Annotated in this window: 16 protein-coding genes; 10 read left to right on the top strand and 6 right to left on the bottom strand. The window is 42.0% G+C overall.

Annotated elements, in window-relative coordinates:
• Positions 1–68: 68 nt before the first annotated feature.
• The 4 genes from AC19MX_RS19510 to AC19MX_RS19495 all read right to left on the bottom strand — a co-directional run bounded on the left by AC19MX_RS19510 (position 69) and on the right by AC19MX_RS19495 (position 4,071).
• Positions 69–941 (bottom strand): enoyl-CoA hydratase/isomerase family protein, encoded by an 873-nt coding sequence (locus AC19MX_RS19510; protein ID WP_498299579.1) that lies wholly within the window; start codon positions 939–941, stop codon positions 69–71.
• Positions 942–1,569: 628 nt separating this feature from the next.
• Positions 1,570–2,205, bottom strand: a complete 636-nt coding sequence (locus AC19MX_RS19505) for a DsbA family oxidoreductase (protein WP_498299578.1) — start codon at positions 2,203–2,205, stop codon at positions 1,570–1,572.
• A 113-nt stretch (positions 2,206–2,318) separates the two neighbouring features.
• Positions 2,319–3,173: a hypothetical protein gene (locus AC19MX_RS19500; RefSeq protein ID WP_498299577.1), complete on the bottom strand. Its 855-nt coding sequence runs from the start codon at positions 3,171–3,173 to the stop codon at positions 2,319–2,321.
• 40 nt (positions 3,174–3,213) lie between these two features.
• On the bottom strand, positions 3,214–4,071 hold the full coding sequence (locus AC19MX_RS19495; protein ID WP_498299576.1) for an SMP-30/gluconolactonase/LRE family protein: 858 nt from the start codon (positions 4,069–4,071) through the stop codon (positions 3,214–3,216).
• A 232-nt stretch (positions 4,072–4,303) separates the two neighbouring features.
• Between AC19MX_RS19495 and AC19MX_RS19490 the strand changes: the two genes are divergently transcribed.
• The 5 genes from AC19MX_RS19490 (at position 4,304) to ovoA (ending at position 12,826) form a co-directional block, all read left to right on the top strand.
• Positions 4,304–5,281, top strand: coding sequence for an alpha/beta fold hydrolase (locus AC19MX_RS19490; protein WP_498299575.1), 978 nt, complete (start codon positions 4,304–4,306; stop codon positions 5,279–5,281).
• 163 nt (positions 5,282–5,444) lie between these two features.
• Positions 5,445–6,389: a LysR family transcriptional regulator gene (locus tag AC19MX_RS19485; RefSeq protein WP_498299574.1), complete on the top strand. Its 945-nt coding sequence runs from the start codon at positions 5,445–5,447 to the stop codon at positions 6,387–6,389.
• Between the two features lie 489 nt (positions 6,390–6,878).
• Positions 6,879–9,023, top strand: coding sequence for a bifunctional diguanylate cyclase/phosphodiesterase (locus tag AC19MX_RS19480; RefSeq protein ID WP_498299573.1), 2,145 nt, complete (start codon positions 6,879–6,881; stop codon positions 9,021–9,023).
• A gap of 389 nt (positions 9,024–9,412) precedes the next feature.
• Positions 9,413–10,537 (top strand): MalY/PatB family protein, encoded by a 1,125-nt coding sequence (locus AC19MX_RS19475; RefSeq protein WP_498299572.1) that lies wholly within the window; start codon positions 9,413–9,415, stop codon positions 10,535–10,537.
• 126 nt (positions 10,538–10,663) lie between these two features.
• The gene (gene ovoA / locus AC19MX_RS19470) at positions 10,664–12,826 is read left to right on the top strand and encodes a 5-histidylcysteine sulfoxide synthase (RefSeq protein ID WP_498299571.1); all 2,163 of its coding nucleotides are present in this window, start codon (positions 10,664–10,666) and stop codon (positions 12,824–12,826) included.
• On the opposite strand, the gene AC19MX_RS19465 is transcribed toward ovoA, so the two are convergent.
• On the bottom strand, positions 12,798–13,946 hold the full coding sequence (locus AC19MX_RS19465) for an ADP-ribosylglycohydrolase family protein (RefSeq protein WP_498299570.1): 1,149 nt from the start codon (positions 13,944–13,946) through the stop codon (positions 12,798–12,800). The genes ovoA and AC19MX_RS19465 overlap by 29 nt on opposite strands.
• A gap of 474 nt (positions 13,947–14,420) precedes the next feature.
• Here AC19MX_RS19465 and nhaC point away from each other — a divergent pair, with 474 nt between their 5' ends.
• The 5 genes from nhaC to AC19MX_RS19440 all read left to right on the top strand — a co-directional run bounded on the left by nhaC (position 14,421) and on the right by AC19MX_RS19440 (position 20,733).
• On the top strand, positions 14,421–15,827 hold the full coding sequence (gene nhaC, locus AC19MX_RS19460) for a Na+/H+ antiporter NhaC (RefSeq protein ID WP_498299569.1): 1,407 nt from the start codon (positions 14,421–14,423) through the stop codon (positions 15,825–15,827).
• 531 nt (positions 15,828–16,358) lie between these two features.
• A complete protein-coding gene (locus AC19MX_RS19455) occupies positions 16,359–17,942 on the top strand; it encodes a BCCT family transporter (RefSeq protein WP_498299568.1) in 1,584 nt (527 codons plus the stop codon).
• 155 nt (positions 17,943–18,097) lie between these two features.
• The gene (locus AC19MX_RS19450) at positions 18,098–19,186 is read left to right on the top strand and encodes an endonuclease/exonuclease/phosphatase family protein (protein ID WP_498299567.1); all 1,089 of its coding nucleotides are present in this window, start codon (positions 18,098–18,100) and stop codon (positions 19,184–19,186) included.
• Positions 19,187–19,432: 246 nt separating this feature from the next.
• Positions 19,433–20,413: a DnaJ C-terminal domain-containing protein gene (locus tag AC19MX_RS19445; protein WP_498299566.1), complete on the top strand. Its 981-nt coding sequence runs from the start codon at positions 19,433–19,435 to the stop codon at positions 20,411–20,413.
• A 2-nt stretch (positions 20,414–20,415) separates the two neighbouring features.
• Positions 20,416–20,733: a chaperone modulator CbpM gene (locus AC19MX_RS19440; protein WP_498299565.1), complete on the top strand. Its 318-nt coding sequence runs from the start codon at positions 20,416–20,418 to the stop codon at positions 20,731–20,733.
• Positions 20,734–20,815: 82 nt separating this feature from the next.
• Here the strand turns inward: AC19MX_RS19440 and AC19MX_RS19435 are convergent, their stop codons facing one another.
• Positions 20,816–21,532, bottom strand: a complete 717-nt coding sequence (locus tag AC19MX_RS19435) for a 3'-5' exonuclease (protein ID WP_498299564.1) — start codon at positions 21,530–21,532, stop codon at positions 20,816–20,818.

Raw genomic sequence — 21,532 nt, 5'->3', positions numbered from 1 at the left:
TGGTGGCGTTGAATGGATAGCCCTCGTAATAATCCATTTTAGTGTAATGGCGAACAAAAAAGCTTAGCTTAGCCTTTTTGTTTTGCGATAAAACGCTGCAGTGCAGAGTGTGCTTCTTCGGTTACTACCAAGCGATCAAATGCAAGTTGGTCATTTTTTAGTGCTGCGCCAAAAGGCTCACTGTAAGATGCACCCATGCGCTCTTTGAATGCGGCGAACGCAGGTCCGTTGACATCTTTAATCAATTTTTCAGCCATTGATATTGCGGCGGTTAATACCTCATTATCTGCAACAACAGTTGTTACTAATCCAAATGATAATGCTTCATTAGCATCCATCAAGCGGCCAGTGATCATCATCTCCATTGCTCGTCCTAGCCCAATATGACGCTGAAGCCTTTGCATGCCACCAAATCCGGGAATGAGTCCGACCTGGAGTTCAGGCTGTCTAAATGTCGCACTCTTCGTTGCTATTCTAATATCGCAAGCAAATGCTAATTCATTACCACCGCCACCGCTATATCCGTTAATTGCAGCTATCACAGGTTTCGGAAAACCTTCAATTCTGCTGAAGACCTGATGAGCAAGTGAGGCGTGCGTTGGCATTCCTTGAGTCTTCTCCTGAAAAACGTCAGCTCCGGCACCTGCTGAAAAAACACTCTCTGAGCCTGTTATTACAATTGCACCCACTGATTTGTCTTCAGCAGCCATATCAAGACCCATATTGAGTTCATGCAGGGTGATCTGTGACACCTCATTACGAGGCAGTTTATTGATGCGTAGTATGAGAACCCCTTTTTCTCTGCTCATAACAATATTTTTGAATACTCTGTTATGATCTTTTTCCGAAACTGACTGAGCTAAAACAGAGCCATTTGTTAATGCAGCTGCTGCGCCCATTGCTGTAAGCGCGGTGGCTTTTAATACATCACGTCTATTCATATTTGTTACTCTTCTTATCTATTGATTTGGTCATTAACTGGGTCCATTAACTGAGTCATTAACTCTCTTATAAAAAGCCTCTTTGCCCTTGAACAAGACCGAAAATACAAGATGTCAGTGCTATCATTAACACAGATGTCATCAAAACAGGTATCAGCAACACTTACATCTGTGATGCCTAATAAAATACGTTATTTACCTGTCATCTGATAAATTTCACCCGCTGGAAAATGGCTGATAACGAGATTATCGTTCCACTGTGCAACGCCTCCACACTACCACGTCGGTAGCCTGAGTTAATCATCTGTACAGATTTGTCACCGATATTAATCTGATAAACCGAACCAAACTGTTCGGGTTTAAATTGCTGAACAACCTTACTCGCCATATTGGCAGCAATGAGCGTATTTCCCTTTAAGAACAAACCAGTTAAATGAGAAAGAGGCTTGTATTGTAGCTAGAGTATTAATACACCTTCAATGATCGTGACTATTTTTGACGCCTGGTGTAGTCCAAAAGAATATTACGAGTTATTTGATGTTAATAATGTCCCTGTTTCGGTACGACTGAATATTAATATCTTATTGTCAAATATCTGGTTTTATGAGTTCCTCATAATCGTTGAAGATTACGATTGTTCACTCGCTTGTTGTAGAATTGCTTTTAATGCATCCACCTTATGCAAGCCGAACACAGGTATATTGCCATTGATCAGATAAAACGGAACACCGTTTATTCCTTTTGCTCCGGCCTCTGTAATGTCTGCATGAGCTGCGTTGAGGTAGGTTTTTTCTTCAAACGCTTTTGCGAGTTTATCCGCATCCAAACCAATTTCGCCGGCAAGATCTAATAACGTTTGTCTATCGCCGATATCCTTGCCTTCTTCAAAGGTAGCTTGATATATACGCTCAATCATCAGCTCTTTTTTACCTTCTGCATCAGCAAATTTAGTGGCTTGATGTGCCAGAATCGTATTGTTGATAGTTTGAGCGGCCAGATTCAACTGCAAACCAAAACCTGCGGCCATTTGAGTGTGTTGTTCGTTATGGGCTTTGCCCCATTCGTATGATTTACCGTATCTTTTTGCCACCAGATCATTGAGGTCTTCGCCAGCGTGACAAGCTTCATTGGGTTCTAGCTGAAAGCTTTTGTGTACAATTTCTATCTCTTCATTCAATTCAAGTCCTTCAAGCGCTTGATCAAGACTGGCTTGTCCCATGTAACAGTAAGGACAGGTATAATCAGCCCACATTTCAATTTTCATCGTATTTTTCCTTTTGAGCACATAAAGTGCGCATCATTAGTTTAAAAGTATGTCGAGTTGCTGACTCTAATGGCCGTTGCGCTGATAAAAAACAATAGCCTATTTGCTTTGTATTACTTGGCGCCAAAATAGGTAATGTCATAAATAGCTTCTTTACGTTCACCTGTTGGGGATACATGATCAAAAACGGTCATACTATTTCGGTTAACGACGATATGATCACTATCACCCCCTTTTTCCCATGAGATAAAGTAGATACCATCCGCAATCTTAGTGGCTGCGGTAAAAACATCTTTCCTATCCTGATTATTTTTACTGACGTAAGTGCGCTCACCATCGACTTCGATTTTTATCACGCCATCAGGCGTATCATATTTTATAGCAAGCCCTGTTAACTCGTTTCTGCCCGCGATATCTTCTGGGAAATGTGATATTTCTGTTGAGAAGGCAAATGGCGGTAGATTCTTGTCAGCGATGTTTTTCTTTAATATTTTGCCAATATCTTCAACAGGGGTAAGTTGTGAGTGTGGAAAAACACTTTCAGGGCTATTGATATTGTAAACATCACCGTGGATCTGCCACAAAGCCTCTTTTACCCGAGACTCAGACAAGTGAGCATTGACCCTCATGGCGTTATAATTATGGACAACATTGTCTCCTCCATTCCCAGTAGACCAGGAAAAGAAATAAATATTATCAGCAACCTTCGATATCTGTGGCACAACCTCACTGGCAACACCTTGAAAGTATCCTTTTTGACCAAGCCATTTGATTTTATTGTTATAAATAGTCAGGTTAAAATCATCAAAACCATCGTAGCCGTAATTGATCACGGCGCCTCTTAATGACTCATAACCTGAACCAGAAATACTTTTTTCTGGCGTATTTTTCGCCAGCTCATTGGTATTCATAGCTGAGCATGCTGACAATACGAATAAACTTACTGCGAGTGTTAATACTCTCTTCATTTTTCAGTTCCTTTTCCTAGACCTTTTATTTCTATAGACTTTAATCGTTGATGATCTTATAAGAAGCCACTTTGTTCTTAAGTAAGAATGGAACAAACAGCGTATCGGTACTGTCATCTACACTAATATCCGCAGCGCTAATATCTAACGTGCCTAACAGCGTTCGTTCTTTGTCTGTGATCTGATAAATCTCACCAGCAGGAAAGTGACTGACAACCAGTGAATTATTCAACTCGGTTAGACCATCTAAACCACCAAGTCTGTAGCTTGAATTGACCATTTGCAGCGATTTGTCTGCGATATTAATCTTATAGATTGAACCATACTCTTCAGGCTCAAATTGCTGAGCTAATTTGCTGGCCAAATTGGCGACAAAAAGTGTATTACCCTGTGCCAATAAACCGTTTGGATGTGGGATTTTTTTATCTTCCATCCAAACAACGAGTTCATTCTCGACCTGGGTGTAGATTTTTCCTGACGCGATATCTCCAACAAAGACTTGCCCTTTATCGCTCACCGTCAGGTCATTAAGCATGACAGCGTCATTTGCTTGTAAACTTTTTGTGATTTTTCCGCTTTCCACATCAATGATATGCACCTGAGTGCCATCTACTACATAAAGGCTATTTTTAAACATCCCCATGCCTGTTGGCATACCTAACCCGTCAACCCATTTCAGCTCTTCGATATCCCCATTTTTTGATAACTTACTGATAAAGCCAGGTTCATTACCGTTTACATTAGAAACGTAGATCCATTCATGTTCAGGTGAAACATAAACAGATTCAGGTTGCGAGAACCCGGTTAATTCCCATTGTGGTGCTAATGAGGCGGCTTGAGTCGCGTTAGCAAATAATAAAGACAGTCCGATAAAGGCCGATGCGATGGTAGATTTCAATATTGTTAACTCCGTCAGTGTAAATGCTCAATCAAGGTGATTGATTGAATTGGATTATCGCGCGACTCAAAGCAATGATATAGAGGCGTATAGTCAATTGATTATTGTTTTTTAAGAAACAATAAAGCGTATACAGAGTGCTATTATTGCTTTTATGGCTTATGTCTCAACTAATTGTTCGATAAAATCAATTAAACTCGGGAATCGTTTCTTAACCTTTTAGGAGGAATACATGTCTGTAGAAGCATTAAAAAAACTTGCTGATAAACCTTCACAACCAATCAGCTATCAAGTCGAGCCAGATCCAATAATCAACAACGCGGATGTGACCAATAAAAAGCAACGTCCTTTTATAGTAGACAAGGAAGAATATCCGTTTAAGAGCCACTGGTATGAACGTAATGGTGCATCGATGCATTACGTCGATGAAGGTGAGGGCATTCCTATTGTTCTGACGCACGGCAACCCCGATTGGTCTTTTTTAAATCGCAATATAATCAAAGATATGTCAAAGGAAGCTCGGGTTATTGCCTATGATTTACCCGGGTTTGGCTTTTCAGATACGCCTGCTAATTTCGGTTTTACGCCACAGGAGCATTCTGAGTGGATTGAATCCCTAATTTTTGAACATCTGAAATTAGACAAATTCATCATGGTTGTTCAAGACTGGGGTGGGCCGACCGGACTAAACGTGGCTACTAATCATCCGGATAACGTACTTGGTGTGGTAATTTCCAATACCTGGGCGTGGAAAGTGGATGGCGGTATCGAGGAGTTTTCTATGCTATTTAGAACACCCGAGATGGAACAGCGAGTACTGGACGAGAACTTCTTTGTGACTAAGCTAATGCTGGCAAATATCAATGAAGAGTCCAGCAGTAACCAAGCCATCGTTGATGCTTACACCATGGCATTCCCGACACCAGAGTCAAGAAGAGCAACCGCTATTTTTCCTCAGCAGATCACCCTTGCAGGCGCATGGCTTGAGAAAATTGAGGCCAGGCTAACAACACTTGCGAATAAACCAATAGCGTTTATTTTTGGCCAAAAGGACTTCAATCATGGCACGCCTGAAGCCATTGCAAAATGGCGCTCTCACTTTCCTAGAGCAGACGTACAACTTGTACCTGACGCCAGCCATTTTGTTCAGGAAGATAGCCCGGAAAGCTTCAGTATTGCGCTCAGAAAAATGCTAAAAAAAGTAATTTAAACCGCTGCGCCTGTAATGTTGCCCTAGCGATGGGCTATCATTCAGGTGCTGAAGATTTCAATTACGGACTGCCAAAAAACTGACTGGCCATCGATTTAAGTTACTTGTCTCTTTCAATGGATAGAGCTTCAGATTCATTTTTTAATTAACTTGCGGATAAAACATGGATATAGCGACTCGCCTTGACCTGTTCCTGGATATTGTTTATCAGGGATCCTTTGCAAAAGCCGCTGAGCTCAGGCACATGGATAGAGCGGTCGTCACTAAGCAATTTAAAATATTGGAAGAGACACTAGGCGTCAGGTTGCTCAACCGCACCACGCGATCTTTATCCCTGACCGATGCAGGGCGTGAGATCCTGGAACAAGCCAAAGTTATCCGCAATGAACTCAGTAAAACCCAACGCTTGGCGGAGACTTTTCATACTGAACCCAGGGGATTATTACGGATAACCAGTTATGTTTCGTTCGGCAATCCATATCTGCAGAAAGCCATCAATCTTTTTATGAAAAAATACCCTGAAACCTATATTGAGCTTTCATTGGACGATAGATTGACGGATATCATCGGTGAGAAATTCGATATCGCTTTTCGTTTAAACTCCCCCAAAGACTCAACCAATATAGCGAAGAAACTCGCACCAACTAAGTTGGTTATTCTGGCCTCAGAAAACTTTATTCAAGAGCACGGTAATCCTCAAACGCTTAAAGAGCTTGTATCCTTACCAGCGATTACCTACTCAAATGGATCCTTTACTTTTGATAAGCTGGAAATGGCACCTTCCGGACAAACTACAATGGAGAAGTACAGCATAAACGGAAGATTCAAAGCAAACAGCGTAGATTCGCTTATTAGTGCCACACAGGCAGGGTTGGGTTATTCAATCGCCGATCTGTCCGTGCTTAAATCAAACCTTAAAGACCTCGGACTCGTCCCTATACTGCAAAACTACCGGTTTCCAAGTGACTTTGGCGCGTTATACGCCGTTTACCCGCACAGAAATCAAACGCCACTGGTCAAAAAATTTATCGAAACAGTACAAGATGTAATTGGTACACCTCCAGTGTGGGAAGCCTATGTAGAGAATTATTCTTCTATGTATGTGTAGTGAGCCCAATACTGGTAATTTCATCGTCGTGCGGTAAGGATAATTGTTTAATCATTTCATCCGCATCTATACGATAATAATCTCCTATTTTTGGGGTATTAACACCTAAGCATCTAGCGAAGTATACCGAGTTTCGATGTTGTGAGCGTCTGTAGCTATCTACAATTTACAAAGGTATTTATTTCAACTATTGTCGAATTACAATGCCTCCATTGCGGGGATATAATGTAAACAGAATAAAAGCGCTAATCTCATCTTGTTTGTCGATTTTTTACACATTGATTTCGCTCATTAACTAAGCTATTTGCTTTGATGCTCAATCAAGCCTACCTTAATATTAAAGATTATCTGTTCGTTACGACTGTTTTAGTATTGAAATAAAAAAACAACAGCAATAAATAGACTTTTGTGACTAATTTACAAACAAATAGTGCTTATTTACATAAGCGGATTAAATCCATCATTTTTATCCCAAACAGTATAAAGGCCATGCACAAGAATACGATAAGCCAAGAGGTTAATGAGTTAGTTATCGATGCGACTAAAGTTGGCGTCTGGGATTGGCGTGTTGAAAATGATGGTCTTGTTTGTAATGAACGTTGGGCTGAGATGATAGGGTATAGCTTATCGGAGTTAATGCCTGTTAATTACCAAACCTGGCTCGATGTATTACACCCAGATGATTTGCCTAAAGCGATTAAAAATTATGATTACCATTGCCAAGGCCAAAGTGAACTTTGTGAATTAGAAGTTCGTTTAAAACACAAAAATGGTCATTATGTGTGGGTGTTGTCTACAGGCAAAGCGATTACATGGGATGCTGAAGGCAAACCGACACGAATGATTGGTATGCACCAAGAAATTACCTTCCGAAAGAAACAAGAAGAGCTGCTTGCAACCACCACCGAGTTATTGAGAGAGTCTCAAGAGATAGGCAAACTAGGTGGCTGGCAACTCAATTTGCATGACAATAATTTGATTTGGACAGATGAAACGTACCGCATTTATGAAGCAACCCCGCAAGAATTTAATCCCACCGTTGATCTTGGCGCTAGTTATTTATTACCCGACTCAAAAGAAATATTCTTAGCAGCGCTTGATGCTGCTATTCAACATGGTGAAGAGTATGACTTAGAGCTTGAAACTTATACGATTAAAGGTCGAAAAATTGACGTTAGAACGACCTGTCATGTCACGTATGTTGAGGGTGTCGCTGAAAAGTTAAGTGGTATATTTCAAGATATTACTGACGCAAAAAATGATCAACGCAAACTTGAAAAAAGTAATCAGGTATTAAAAGAATTAAACGATAAGTTAAAGTTTGCCGCAAATTATGACCCACTCACACATTTGCCAAACAGGAATTTGTTAGCGGATCGAATGCAGCAAGCGCTTATCAAAGCGCAGCGTAACAACAAACAAATAGCGATAGCCTTCTTAGACTTGGATGGTTTTAAAGAGGTCAATGATGTTTACGGTCATGATATAGGCGATGAGTTTCTTTGCCTTGTCGCAAATAGATTTAAAACCGTCATACGTGATGGGGATACACTTGCCCGATTTGGTGGCGATGAGTTTGTTTTGATTCTGGATGATTTAGACAGTCATCATCAAGCAATAGAGATTTTACAGCGAATACTTTCTTCAATCGCAGAAGAATTTATTATTGAAAACAAACGCCTTTTTGTCACTGTGAGTATTGGCGTGACATATTTCCCGCAGGACAATAGTTACTCAGACATACTTATTCGACATGCTGATCAAGCCATGTATAGGGCTAAAGAGCTGGGAAAGAATTGCATTCATGAATTTGATTTTGAAAATGATGTCGCGATAAAACTCCAGTATCGAGAGTTAGAACATATAAGCAATGGATTGAGTAACAATGAATTTTTGTTATTTTATCAACCAAAAATTAATATGGAAACTAATGAAATTATAGGTTTAGAGGCCCTTATTCGTTGGCAACACCCGACAGAAGGTCTGTTATCACCATTTCGTTTTTTGCCTTACATTGAAGAAGAACCATTAGGGATTGAGCTTGGTAAATGGGTCATTGACCAGGCCATCAAGCAGCATAATGAATGGCGGTGCTTAGGCATAGCAATACCCATCAGTGTGAATGTCAGTCCATTACAGCTTCAGCATGAAGATTTTATTAATCAATTAAATGAAGTGCTATTTCTCAACAATAGTTTTCAAGCGGGCCAGCTTGAATTTGAAATTCTAGAATCCAGTATTATTAAAGATACTCAGCACATCGCTGAGGTTATCAGCCAATGTAAACAGTTAGGGATACGTTTTTCGCTAGATGATTTTGGTACGGGGTTTTCATCTTTAAGTTATTTAAGGAAGCTCTCGACTGATGTTATCAAAATAGATCAATCTTTTGTCATCGACATGTTAGATGACATGGATGACCAGGCCATTGTTAAAGGTGTCATTGAATTATCGAAGGCATTCGGTCGTTCGGTGATAGCAGAGGGGGTTGAAACCCAGGAGCATGGTCGGCAATTACTCAAGATGGGATGTCATTTAGCACAAGGCTTCGGTATCGCAAGGCCAATGCCAGCAAGCGCTATCCCTGAGTGGATTTCGTTATGGCAGGCGTCTCCCCCTTGGATTTGTAAATAGAGTTTGTGAGTTAATCTTTAGTCTGTATTGATGTGAAAACCTCATGGCGGCGGATTTTCAACAACTGTAACGTCTGCAGCGCTGTTAACGTTGTAAGTTATCTCGGTAATAGAAGATGCCGAATCGATGGTTTTCTGTGTGACCAGCAAGCTTTCGATTGGCTACATTGCAAGTTTTTTCATTTTGATCCTTATACCGACTTTGTCATTTACACAAAGATATGCCCACCAATAATGCTCTTTTATCGTCTTCCTCAGACAAACAAAGCCGGTAATATTCCAGACAAGTTCTTGGGTTATGTTGACTTGTGTTTTAATCTAAAGTTGCCAGTAACAAACTACATGAGCTGTTTTATGCAAACGGCTACATTAACAATCGAAGGACCCGCAATGAATTTCAGTGATAAACCCGATCGCACATCGTCCAAAGCTCATAAATGGGAAAAATACAAAGGCACAGATATATTGCCTATGTGGATTGCGGATACTGAGTTTCGCTGTGCAGAGCCTATTTTATCTGCTTTACATCAACGCATTGATGACGGCCTCTTTGGTTATACTTTACCGGCACACGATACCCATGCCAGTGAGGCCGTAGTGGCGTGGTGTCAACGTCGGTATAACTGGAAGATTGATCCTAGTTGGCTAGTTTGGACTCCAGGCGTGGTGCCCGCATTTAATGTGGCTATTGCAGCATATTGCCAAGCAGGTGATACGATTATTGTGCAAACACCCAATTATCCTCCGATATTGGCGGCACCGGCAATCAATAATCTTAATCGGACGTGTATTGGTTCAATAGAAGTGGAAGGGCGCTGGACCCTCGATTTTAATGCCTTAGAAGCGGCGGCCGCAGATCCTAAAGCCAGCTTATTTATTATGTGTAATCCAATGAATCCGCTTGGTTCAGTTTTAAACCAGGACGAGTTAGATACCATAGCAGCAATATGCAGAAAACATGGCGTCATGGTGTGTTCGGATGAAATACATTGCGATCTCATTTTAGATGACGTGCCGCATTTACCCGCCAGTGCCCACCCCGAGTTGGCTGAACATTCAGTTACATTAATGGCTGCGAGTAAAACCTTTAATATTGCTGGATTAGGTACCTCTTTCGCGATTATTCCAAACGAAAAATTAAGAGCTGCTTTTAACCATGCCGCTCGTGGCAGATTGCCCACGGTAACTGTTACCGGTCTTACCGCTACAAATGCAGCCTTTAGACATTGCGATGACTGGCATCAGCAACAAGTGGCGTATTTAATCGCCAACCGCGATTATTTAGTGACTGAAATCAACAAAATTGAAGGGTTAACCGCTATTTCACCCGCAGCGACTTTTTTACTGTGGGTTGATGCCAGCGGTTTGCAAGTTGCTGATACGCAAGCCTGGTGTGAAGCCAAAGGTGTTGGCCCATCAGCGGGCAGAGATTTTGGTGATAAAGACTGTTTTCGCTTGAATTTTGGTTGCTCACGAGATTATTTAGTCGAAGCGATTGAAAAACTCCGAAGTTGAGCTGTATAACCACCCATTAAATCTGAGTTTCTGGGCAAAAAATTCAATATAAAGTAAAAAGTTGAGGCTTTATCCAGTATTCAATCGTATGAATATAGAATAAGCATTAAAGGAACGTGTTTCACGATGACAATACCAATTCAAAACGCTCAAGAAATAGCTAAACGCTCTGCAACATTTGTTGATTCTGTAGCATTACGCCGAACTCCTTCACTTATTAGTGGCACCGTTGATGATAAGCGCCAGGAAATCGCGCTTTACTTTACCAACACTTTTGATACCTATTCACAATTGTTTGATTGTTTGCGCGACGATAGCGGCTTTTATCAAAAACCTATCCCTTTGCGTCACCCGCTTATTTTCTATCTCGGGCATACAGCAACGTTTTTCATCAACAAGTTGATATTGGCAAAACTGATATCCGATCGAATTAATCCTTATATGGAATCAATTTTTGCGGTGGGTGTTGATGAAATGAGCTGGGATGATTTGTCGGAAGACAGTTATGACTGGCCCAGTGTTGCTGCAGTAAAACAATATCGTGCCAAAGTGCGCACCACAGTATTAAGATTAATTGATAGCTTAGACCTAGTGCTACCCATTGATTGGGAAAATACCTGGTGGCCTATCGTGATGGGAATTGAGCACGAGCGTATTCATCTTGAAACATCGTCGGTGCTCATTCGCCAACATGAACTGGCTAAAGTGCAGTCATTGCCTCAATGGCCGGCTTGTAAAGAGACTGGCCAGGCACCCAAAAACACACTGATAAGCGTGGCTGCTGGCTCGGTTAATCTCGGTAAATCCTTTGACAGTGACGTTTATGGCTGGGACAACGAATATGGCCAACATCAGGCTGAGGTAGCCGAATTTAAAGCCAGCCAATATTTAGTCAGTAACCAAGAGTTCCTCGAGTTTGTTGAGGCCGGGGGTTATGAGCAAAATAGTTTTTGGAGCGATGATGGCCTTGCTTGGCGGCAGTTTACTGAGGCGAAACACCCGACTTTTTGGCGTTGGCACAATGGCTGGCGTTTACGCCTGATGACCGAAGAAATTGATATGGCTTGGGATTGGCCTGCTGAAGTTAACTATCATGAAGCAAAAGCGTTTTGTGAATGGAAAACCGTAGCGACAGGGCAACAGATCCGCATGCCAACTGAAGATGAATGGCATCGTCTATGCTCACAAGCCGGCGTTGAAGAATTAGGTGATAGCAAGGCCGATGGTAACTTGCATCTTGACCATTTTGCATCATGTTGCCCAGTTACGCGCCATCAACACGGCGATTGGTTTGATGTAGTTGGTAACGTGTGGCAATGGACCGAAACGCCGATATATCCTTTTGATGATTTTAAAGTACACCCTCTTTATGATGATTTCACTACGCCGACGTTTGATGGCAAACACAATTTAATCAAAGGCGGTTCATGGATTTCAAGTGGTAACGAAACACGCCTTAGTGCACGTTATGCGTTTAGGCGTCATTTCTTTCAGCATGCCGGGTTTCGCTATATTGCCTCGAGCGTTGAGGCGAAGTCGCCTAAGGCTTACTACGAAAGTGATCAGTTGTTGTCAGAATATGCAGAGTTTCACTTTGGTGACACCTGGTATGGCGTAGAGAACTTTCCTAAAGCTTTAGCCGATATTGCTCTTGAAGCTATGAAGGGTAAACCTACCGCTAAAGCACTTGATTTAGGCTGCGCGTGTGGCAGAGCCAGTTTTGAGTTAGCGCGTCAGTTTGATGAGGTAGACGGTGTTGATTTTTCAGCAAACTTTACTAACCTGGCGGCTAAAATGGCGCAACAAGGCGCAGTGCGCTACGCCCGGGCAGAGGAAGGTGAGTTGGTCAGTTATCATACTCGTACCCTGCAAGAACTTGGGTTAGACGCATATGCAAACCGTGTTGCATTTCATCAAGGTGATGCCTGTAACCTTAAACCTCAATTTACGGCTTATGATTTAGTTCTCGCCGCTAATTTGATTGATAGGCTTTACCAGCCGAGCCGTTTTTTAGCGGATATCGCGCAGCGTATCAATGATGGCGGCTTGCTTATTATTGCATCGCCTTATACGTGGTTAGAAGAACATACACCTAAGGAAGAGTGGATAGGGGGTTTCAAAAAAGATGGCGAAAACTACAGCACATTAGATGGCTTGAAAGATCAATTATCAAGCCACTTTACGTTAGTGGGTGAGCCACAAAAAGTCCCGTTTGTGATCCGTGAAACTCAGCATAAGTTTCAGCATACCTTGTCAGAACTTACGATTTGGCAGCGTTTGCCACGCTGATAAGCGCCTCAATTTCTACAGCAATCTCTTTGTGGTCTACCAGTTGTTCAAACCAGCTGGTGGCCACAGTATCGCCTTGCAGTCCAAGCAAGGTTCCCAGTACGATACCGCGATGTACATTGTCACCGCCTAAATTGGTATTCACTCGCAGTGCTTGCCAAGGATCACCTTGGTATTTATAAGCCAGATACAAGACGATAGGCCAGGAATCTGAAATATAACACGCCCTTGAAAACACCTGGCCGATAACCTGACTGTCGGGCAGATTACGTTTTAACAGACCGGCTAAATGGGTACTCGTTAAGCCTTTACTGGCTTTAAGTAAAAGTGCTTTAGTGCTGACTTCATCAGGCCCTTCCATCAGAGCACACAAGAGTTGCACATAGCTATCACACACCTGCATTAAGGACTCATCTGGATGGGTTAAGGCTAAATGCGCTCGGCAGGCAATCTTTATATCAGCTTCACTTATGCCCTTAAGCCGTTCTGAAAAAACCAAAGGCGCTATGGTTACTAATGCACCAATGGATGCGGTGTCGTGCGTTATCATGGCACAACTTTCAGGCTCGCGACCTTGTGCCAAATTAGCAAAAAATCCTCGATGGTAAGATTCTGCATAAGTATCAGGATGAGCGGCGGGGGACTTCGTCATAAAGTCAATGTAGGCATTAACAAATGCTTGTCGGTCATAGGGTTGTGACGAGCTCGCGAGGGTGCGCATTAAGACTCGAGCGCAATGGGCATTGAGAGTGTTTTCACCTGCCTGCATGCCTTGATGATAATGCACATTCGGTGTGTCCCAAAACTGCGCTTTATCTTTTAAAATAATATCACCGACTACTTGTGGCGGCTGATCTTTAACTGCATGTCCCTTAGACGAATGCCCTTTAGGCAAACCATTAGCCGATTGTCGCCCTCCTTTGTGTTTGGAGTGCAACGACATAATCGATGAAGGATGAAATTCTGGTGCAGCTTCAAAGCGTTGAATCCCACCAGTAAAAGCACGCTCTATTTCCATTGGTTGATAATACCAATGCACTGGCATGGCTAAAGCGTCAGCAATAAAACTTGTTTTTAGTGCCCAGGTTACGCGAAGTTTCTGAGAAGGGGGATTATTCATAGTAATGCCTCACTCACATGGTAAAAATAATTCGTATCTGCATTTGACTCTGTAACAACAGATTCTCAAGCATTCGATTCACAGCAATAGATTCAGTAACAATCGACTCAACAACAATCGACTCAACAACAATCGACTTAACAACAATCGACACCTAACATTAGTCTGCGAAGCATAGGTTGTGAATCGATAACAAATCGATAATGTTGACGATGTGAATATTGATTAAAAACGTATGTGGTCATAATGAATACGTAATTTATACCAATTTAGATGTTTTTTATGGCCATACCCCGGAAATTATTTACAGGTTTTTATTTATGGGGGCTTATTTACAGAGGCTTACAGGTCGCTAAACCACCGCTTATTAAAGATGAACTGTATAAATTTTGATAACTTGTTGGTTTATAGTTTACCCAATTACTTGTACTGATATACTCAGCTTTATGCCAATTGTTATCATAATGTGTGCCAATGCCAGTTATCACTCCTAACTTACCCCGTAGCCCTAGTTTTTTGCAGTCTCTTATCTGTTTTAGCGTGATTATCATCACCATTGCAGGAGGGCTTTTTGGTCTAGGGATCAGCCTGCATATACTGATGTTTTTGTGCCTTTTATGGGTAGGACTTAACGCTTTTAGTCTTGGCTATGGCTATATACACATACGTGAGTTAATGACGAATGCGTTGAGCAAAGCGATGCCTGCCATCTATATCTTTATATTGATCGGCATGGTGATTGCCAGTTTTATGCACAGTGGCACCATCGCGACGCTGATTTATTATGGCCTTAGCTGGTTGAGTCCGAGTGTGTTTTTGGCTGTTGGTTTATTACTGTGCGCCTTGATGTCGGTCGCAACAGGAACCTCCTGGGGTACCGTTGGCACGTTAGGCGTGGTTTTTATTGGCATCGGCTCAGCGATGAATATCCCGCTGCCTTTAGTCGCAGGTATGATTGTTTGCGGTGCAACGTTCGGTGATAAAATGTCACCGATTTCAGATACCACAAACCTCGCAGCAATGAGTGCTGGCACTGATATTTATCGACATATTTATTCTATGCTGTTCACCACTACGCCTACTTTTATCCTTACATTCATCATATTTTTAGTGATCGGATTTAACTATGGTGAGCAAAATCTTGATTTAACAGAAGTCACTTCAATTCAAACGGCACTTGCCAACACTTACAGCCTCACGCCACTGATTACTTTATTACCCCTAATTTTACTTGCAGTATTGAGCATTAGAAAAGTGCCTGCAGAAGTGACGATGTCATGCAGCATTATACTTGCCGTGCTCATCGCCATTTTTTATCAAGGAGAGAGTGCTATCTCCGTGCTTAATGCGCTGTGGGAAAATACGCCCGAATCAACGGGTATCGTCAATGTAGATGCTTTGCTGGGTCGCGGTGGCATTAGCAGCATGAGCTGGACCTTATTGCTGGCGTTAATGGCTATCGCGCTAGGCGGTATTTTGCACGGGGCGGGATTTCTCACCGCACTATTAGCGGGCATCATAAAAAGAGTGCAACGCACCGCTACCCTTATTGCAACGACGATTATGTCGGGCTTTTTAGGTAACATTGCCATGGGTGAAGCCTATATTTCGATTATTCTAAGTTGCCAACTGTTTAAGCCTAAATATGAACAACAAAATTTAGAGCCCGCCATTCTTTCGCGCTCAGTGGAAGAAGGGACCACGATGACCACAGGCCTTATTCCGTGGACCACGGCTGGTGCCTTTTATACCGCGACGTTAGGAGTGGACGTGCTTGATTACGCACCTTATGCGTTTTTCAATTACCTCAATGCCATTATTGCAGTGGCAATGGCCGCTGTTGGCATTGGTTTACTCAAACCGAAAACCGAACCCGCTTAGGCTGTGTTTACTTCAAGGGAGTGATAGTCACATTGCTGACGATGGTCATTATTTTTCTGAATGACTCACCGTTTTTTGCGCTTGACCATTCAGCCATGTATAGGATTGATAACATAAAGCGTTTCATTGGTGCAGAGTGAGGTATTAATGCAGCGTTTTGTCGAATCGTTACATCTCTAAACTACGCTGAAATACTCGAGTTAATTACCTGACGCTTATGTACTTAACTAAAACCCAATACAAGTGTTGTGGCAGAATTAGACGGACACGTTAATAAAAATTGATTCTGAATTTATTACAGGGGCAATGTCCCTATTTTTATATAAGTTGGGCTGTTAATAACGTATACTTTACCCGTATTTTGTCAGCTAAATATTTACACTCTAAGAACGTCTTCTTTAATGTAAATCAAACCGCTGCACAAATGATTAAGTACAAATCCCCTTGTATTTTATTACAGTTTAATTAGTACCACTCAAAAATGGAGTTGGTCTTCATATTCGTGATTGCGAATAGGTAAACCTTTTAATTATGAAATTTAAATCAAAAAAATACAGTATCGACTCAACTGATTATCAAGTTGGTCAAGATAATATTTTAAAGTGGGGCATGGATGTCCACAACACCGTGTTCACCGTTTCTGTCGGTTTATCCATTTTATTTATTGTGGCCCTGCTGGTTTTCCCTCCTGCAGATGCCAAAGCTGCCATTGATTCAGTCAAGGCTGCCGCGCTATCTCACTTTGACTTCGTGTTCATGTGGACTGCGAACATAATGCTCATTTTTGCACTTGTGATAGCCTTTTCCCCATTAGGCAAAATTCGCTTGGGCGGTGATAGTGCCACCACTGATTACTCGACAGTATCTTGGATATCCATGCTATTTGCCGCAGGTATGGGTATTGGCCTTATTTTCTGGGGCGTAGCAGAGCCAACAGCGTTTTACACCGATTGGTTTGGCACCCCGCTCGGCGTAGCACCTTTTACACCTGAAGGTCGTGAATTAGCGCTCGGCGCCTCGTTATTCCACTGGGGTTTTCATGCCTGGGCTATTTACGGCATGACCGCGCTCTCATTGGCGTATTTTGTATATAACAAGGGCTTACCTCTGTCTATGCGCTCGGTTTTCTATCCCATACTCGGTGATAGAGTCTGGGGTAAAACCGGTGATGTCATCGACATTATGGCGGTACTGGTTATATTGTTTGGTCTTGCAACGTCACTGGGTTTAGGTGGTTCTCAAGCGGCCAGCGGTATAAGCCATGTGTTTGGTTTTGAAAATAGTATTTATCTGCAACTGACGATTATTCTGCTCATTATGGGGCTGGCTATTCTCTCAGTGGTGCGTGGAATGGATGGCGGGGTTAAACTGTTGAGTAACATCAACATGATTATTGCCTTTATATTCCTTGGCTTTATCAGCATTCTTAATTTCACGACGGTGCTTGATTCATTGGTAACAGGCGTTGTCGGTTACGTCAAAAACATCATACCACTGAGCCAGAATTCTGGCCGTGAAGACACCACCTGGTTACACGGTTGGACAGTATTCTATTGGGCCTGGTGGATAGCGTACGCACCTTTCTTTGGTATGTTTGTTGCGCGAATTTCACGTGGCCGCACCGTACGTGAGTTTCTGGCATGTGTGTTGATTATCCCTACTTTAGTGACGACTGCTTGGATGTCTTTTTTTGGTGGTATCGCGATTCAACAAATCATTGATAAGGTTGGTCAGCTAGGGACCGAACAAGGTATTACCGACGTTTCATTGAGTTTGTTCTACATGCTTGATGCGTATCCAATGGGTGATATCTTATCCATTATTGCGGTTATACTGATTATTGTGTTCTTTGTGACGACTTTAGATTCAGGCTCCATCGTGGTCGATAGTATGACTGCAGGCGGTAAGTTGGAATTACCGATGAAGCAAAAGATAGTGTGGGCGGTTATCTCTGCGGTAATCGCTATGGTGATGTTGTGGATTGGTGGTACTGACTCTATTCAAGCACTTCAGTCGGTGACTATTATCGCAGCACTTCCGTTTGCTATTATTTTAATACTCGCTTGTATTAGCTTAGTACTCGGTATGTTTACTGAGGTAAAGCGCCGCAGTTAAGTCGTAATCAATCCACTTAACGACTCTACTGTGAAGGGGGGCTTATCAAGATACATTATTGATAAGCCCTTTTTTAGTCTTGAATGTAGGCCACTATTTAAATAATGTGGCAGTGAGAGTGATATTAAGATTCACCATACAAAACTAGGTTGTCTATGTTTACGATACTGACATTTTTTACTGTGTTAATGTTACTGGCGACTTTATTGCCTCTTTCACGGCATCCGCATTGGATTGTCAGGAGTATGGATTTTCCCCGATTTCAATTGTCTATATTCTCCGCAATACTATTAATCGCTAATATTGTTTTTCTCGACATTCATCTGCTAAGTACGCAGATATTGGTTGTGGCCACCACGTTATGCTTAATGTGGCAGCTCAGCTGGATATTCCCTTATACCTTTTTATTTCCCAAAGAGGTTAAAACGTCCACTGAATTTGATGTTGATAAGCAACTTAGTATTATCACTGCTAATGTACTCACGCCCAATCGTAATGCCGACGCATTGATCCAATTAGTCAACGAGCATAAGCCCGATGTATTAGTCACACTTGAATCAGACCAATGGTGGCAAGACAAGCTCAAGGTATTAGAAACCGACATGCCTTACAGCATTAAATGTCCGCTTGATAACCTTTATGGCATGCACGTTTATTCACGATTGCCTTTAGGCGAGCAACAAATATGTTATTTGGTTGAGAAGGATGTGCCATCAATACATGCCACATTAACCTTACGCACCACAGACCATATTCGGATGCACTTTCTCCACCCCGCACCGCCAAGCCCAACCGAAAATGTTGAATCGGCAGAGCGAGATGCTGAATTAGTCATCGTAGCGAGAAGTGTCGCAGACAGCGATCTGCCCGTGATTGTCACCGGCGATCTTAATGATGTCGCCTGGTCAGCCACCACTCGACTTTTTCGTAAAATGAGTGGATTGCTTGATCCGCGTGTTGGCCGTGGAGCATTTAACACTTTTCATGCCGATTACTTATTTATGCGCTGGCCATTAGATCATTTATTTCACAGCCAACATTTTACCTTGCAGCACATTCAACGTTTACCATCGATTGGTTCGGATCATTTTCCTTTATTGACTAGACTGTCGTTTACTCCGTCGCAAAGTACCCAACAGCAAGGTATTGACGCGGGAGTGTCTGAGCATGAGTGGGCCAAAGAGATAGCCGCAGAGCAAAAAGTGAATAAGCATGATGTGCCAGAGCCTAGTGAGGCACCATAAACATCGATAGCGCTAATGGTTACCTATATTCAAGATATTATCTCAGTAAGCGATTATGCCTGATTGATTCATGGTGATTCTTAATGAGTGATGGTGATTAATTATTGGTGATTAATTAAACGAGGCGTACAGTAATAGAGTTGATCAAGATCAAGCGTATTGTTTCTCTGTGGGCCTAAACTCATTAGTATTAAGTATTAAGCTGTCTGACGTTCCGTTGCAAACGTGTTTTTGTTAGGGGATAACATGAATTTTAAAGACTATTACACGGTATTGGGCATCGATCCGCAAGCGGATATTAAAGCGGTAAAAGCCGCATATAAAAAGCTGGCGGTAAAATATCATCCCGATGTCAGTAAACATGCTGATGCAGAAGCAAAATTTAAAGAAATTGGTGAAGCTTATGCGATATTAAATAATACTAAAAAGCGTGCTGAATATGATGAAGTACGTCATCATCATCTCAATAGGCCACACAACAACGATGCCGATCAAGCAGGTGGGCAAAATTGGGGACAACAGCAAAGCGATCCTCAAAGCGATCAAGAGTTTGCTGATTTTTTTAATTCAATTTTTGGGGCTCGTCATTCAGGCTTTGACTCTCGTCATTCAGGCTTTGACCCTAACCAACAACATCATGGTCGTCAATCTCAACACGCTAAAGGCCAGGATATCGAAATGGAGTTTCCGATGTTTCTTGAAGAAACATTGGTCGATACTCTTAAGCCTGTCTCGTTTACCCTACAACAACGCGATGCTCATGGTCAGGTTGTTGAACATCCTAAATCCTTAAAAGTGAACATTCCTGCCGGTGTGAGTAATGGCGAGCGCATTCGCCTAAAAGGCCAAGGTGGACCAGGGCAAACCAAAGCCGACAATGGCGATTTGTATTTAAAAATTCGTTATGCGCCTCATCCTTTATTCGACGTTGATGGTCGAAATTTGACTATAGTTGTGCCACTGGCACCCTGGGAAGCAGTGTTAGGTACCAAGGTTAAACTGCCGACCTTAACCGGGCATATTCAATTGAGTATTCCAGCCAATAGTCAATCTGGGCAGCGGTTGCGCATAAAAGGTAAAGGGTTGTTGAGTAAAAAAGAGCAGGGTGATTTATTTGCGGTGCTTAAAATCGTGGTGCCGACTGTATCAGACGATACAAGCAAACCTTTGTGGACTGAATTAGCTGAAAAAAATACATTCGACCCTCGTGCCAGTTGGAGTAACTAACGATGCTGCAGATTAATATAAGCGAACAAGATTGTTGGTTGAGTAGTGATGAACTGTGTGAATGCAGCGACATTAGCTCAGCGTTATTACTTGAGCTTGTAGAGCACAATATTGCGATTCCGCTGCAGGGCGAGGTAACAGAGCAATGGCAATTTAGTGTTGAAAATTTACATCAAGTTAAAAAAGCCACGCGCATTCAACGTGATTTGGCGCTCGACTGGAGTGGAATTGGTTTAATTTTGCAATTACTCGATGAAAGAGATCAACTAGAGCATGAAGTACATAGGCTTAAACAGCAGTTAAGTCGCTTTAAAATATAGTTAACCAGCATGGCTACAGCTGGGTATTGCAACCGATGCCGATGATTCATTCATCGGCTTTTTTATTCATATAGCGGTTCAGTTATACCCATAAATTTTTAATCGCTGTATCGGGGCTAAAATGATATTTAATTTGAGCCTGCAATAATTCAGCCGTGGCTATCGCATCAGTTAATGCATCATGAGGAGCATAAGCAGGCAAGTGATAACGTTCACGACTATTAGCAAGCCGAATGGAATGTGGACGCTTTCGCTTAAAGAAATTAAATAACCCCTGAGATTTCGCCCGATGCAAATTGGCTTCAATTTGCATCGTATCGATTACCGGAAAAACAATGCCTTCGTTAATCAACATGCGTAATGTGTGATCGAGAAAATCGCGTTCAATATGCCGATAATGTACCACGACGACTTTTCCGGCTAATTCATTTAAAATCTGCTCTAAAATCAACAAAAGATCGGGTGCACCTTGTAAGTCTGAATGGGTGATACCGTGAATAATAATAGAGTTTTCTTGGAGTTTATCTTTTGGGTTGAGATACCATTGTTTTGCTTTATTGCAGAATATACGTTGCAAATTAAATGGCACTAAACCAATGCTAATGATGCTATTTTTCTCTGAGTCTAAGCCTGTTGTTTCAAAATCCAGTGCAACAAACTCAATATCACTTAATGGTGTTTCATTTTGATATGTTCCAGCGTGGTAAAAATCAAACAAGCGTCTATCTTTACTTTTTTGCATTTTTAATTCGAGAAAGGCTTGCCAGTTTACAATCTCCTGTTTACTGAAATTTGTCAT

The sequence above is a fragment of the Shewanella sp. MF05956 genome (assembly GCF_059758055.1).
This window is presented reverse-complemented; position numbering and strand designations above follow the sequence as displayed.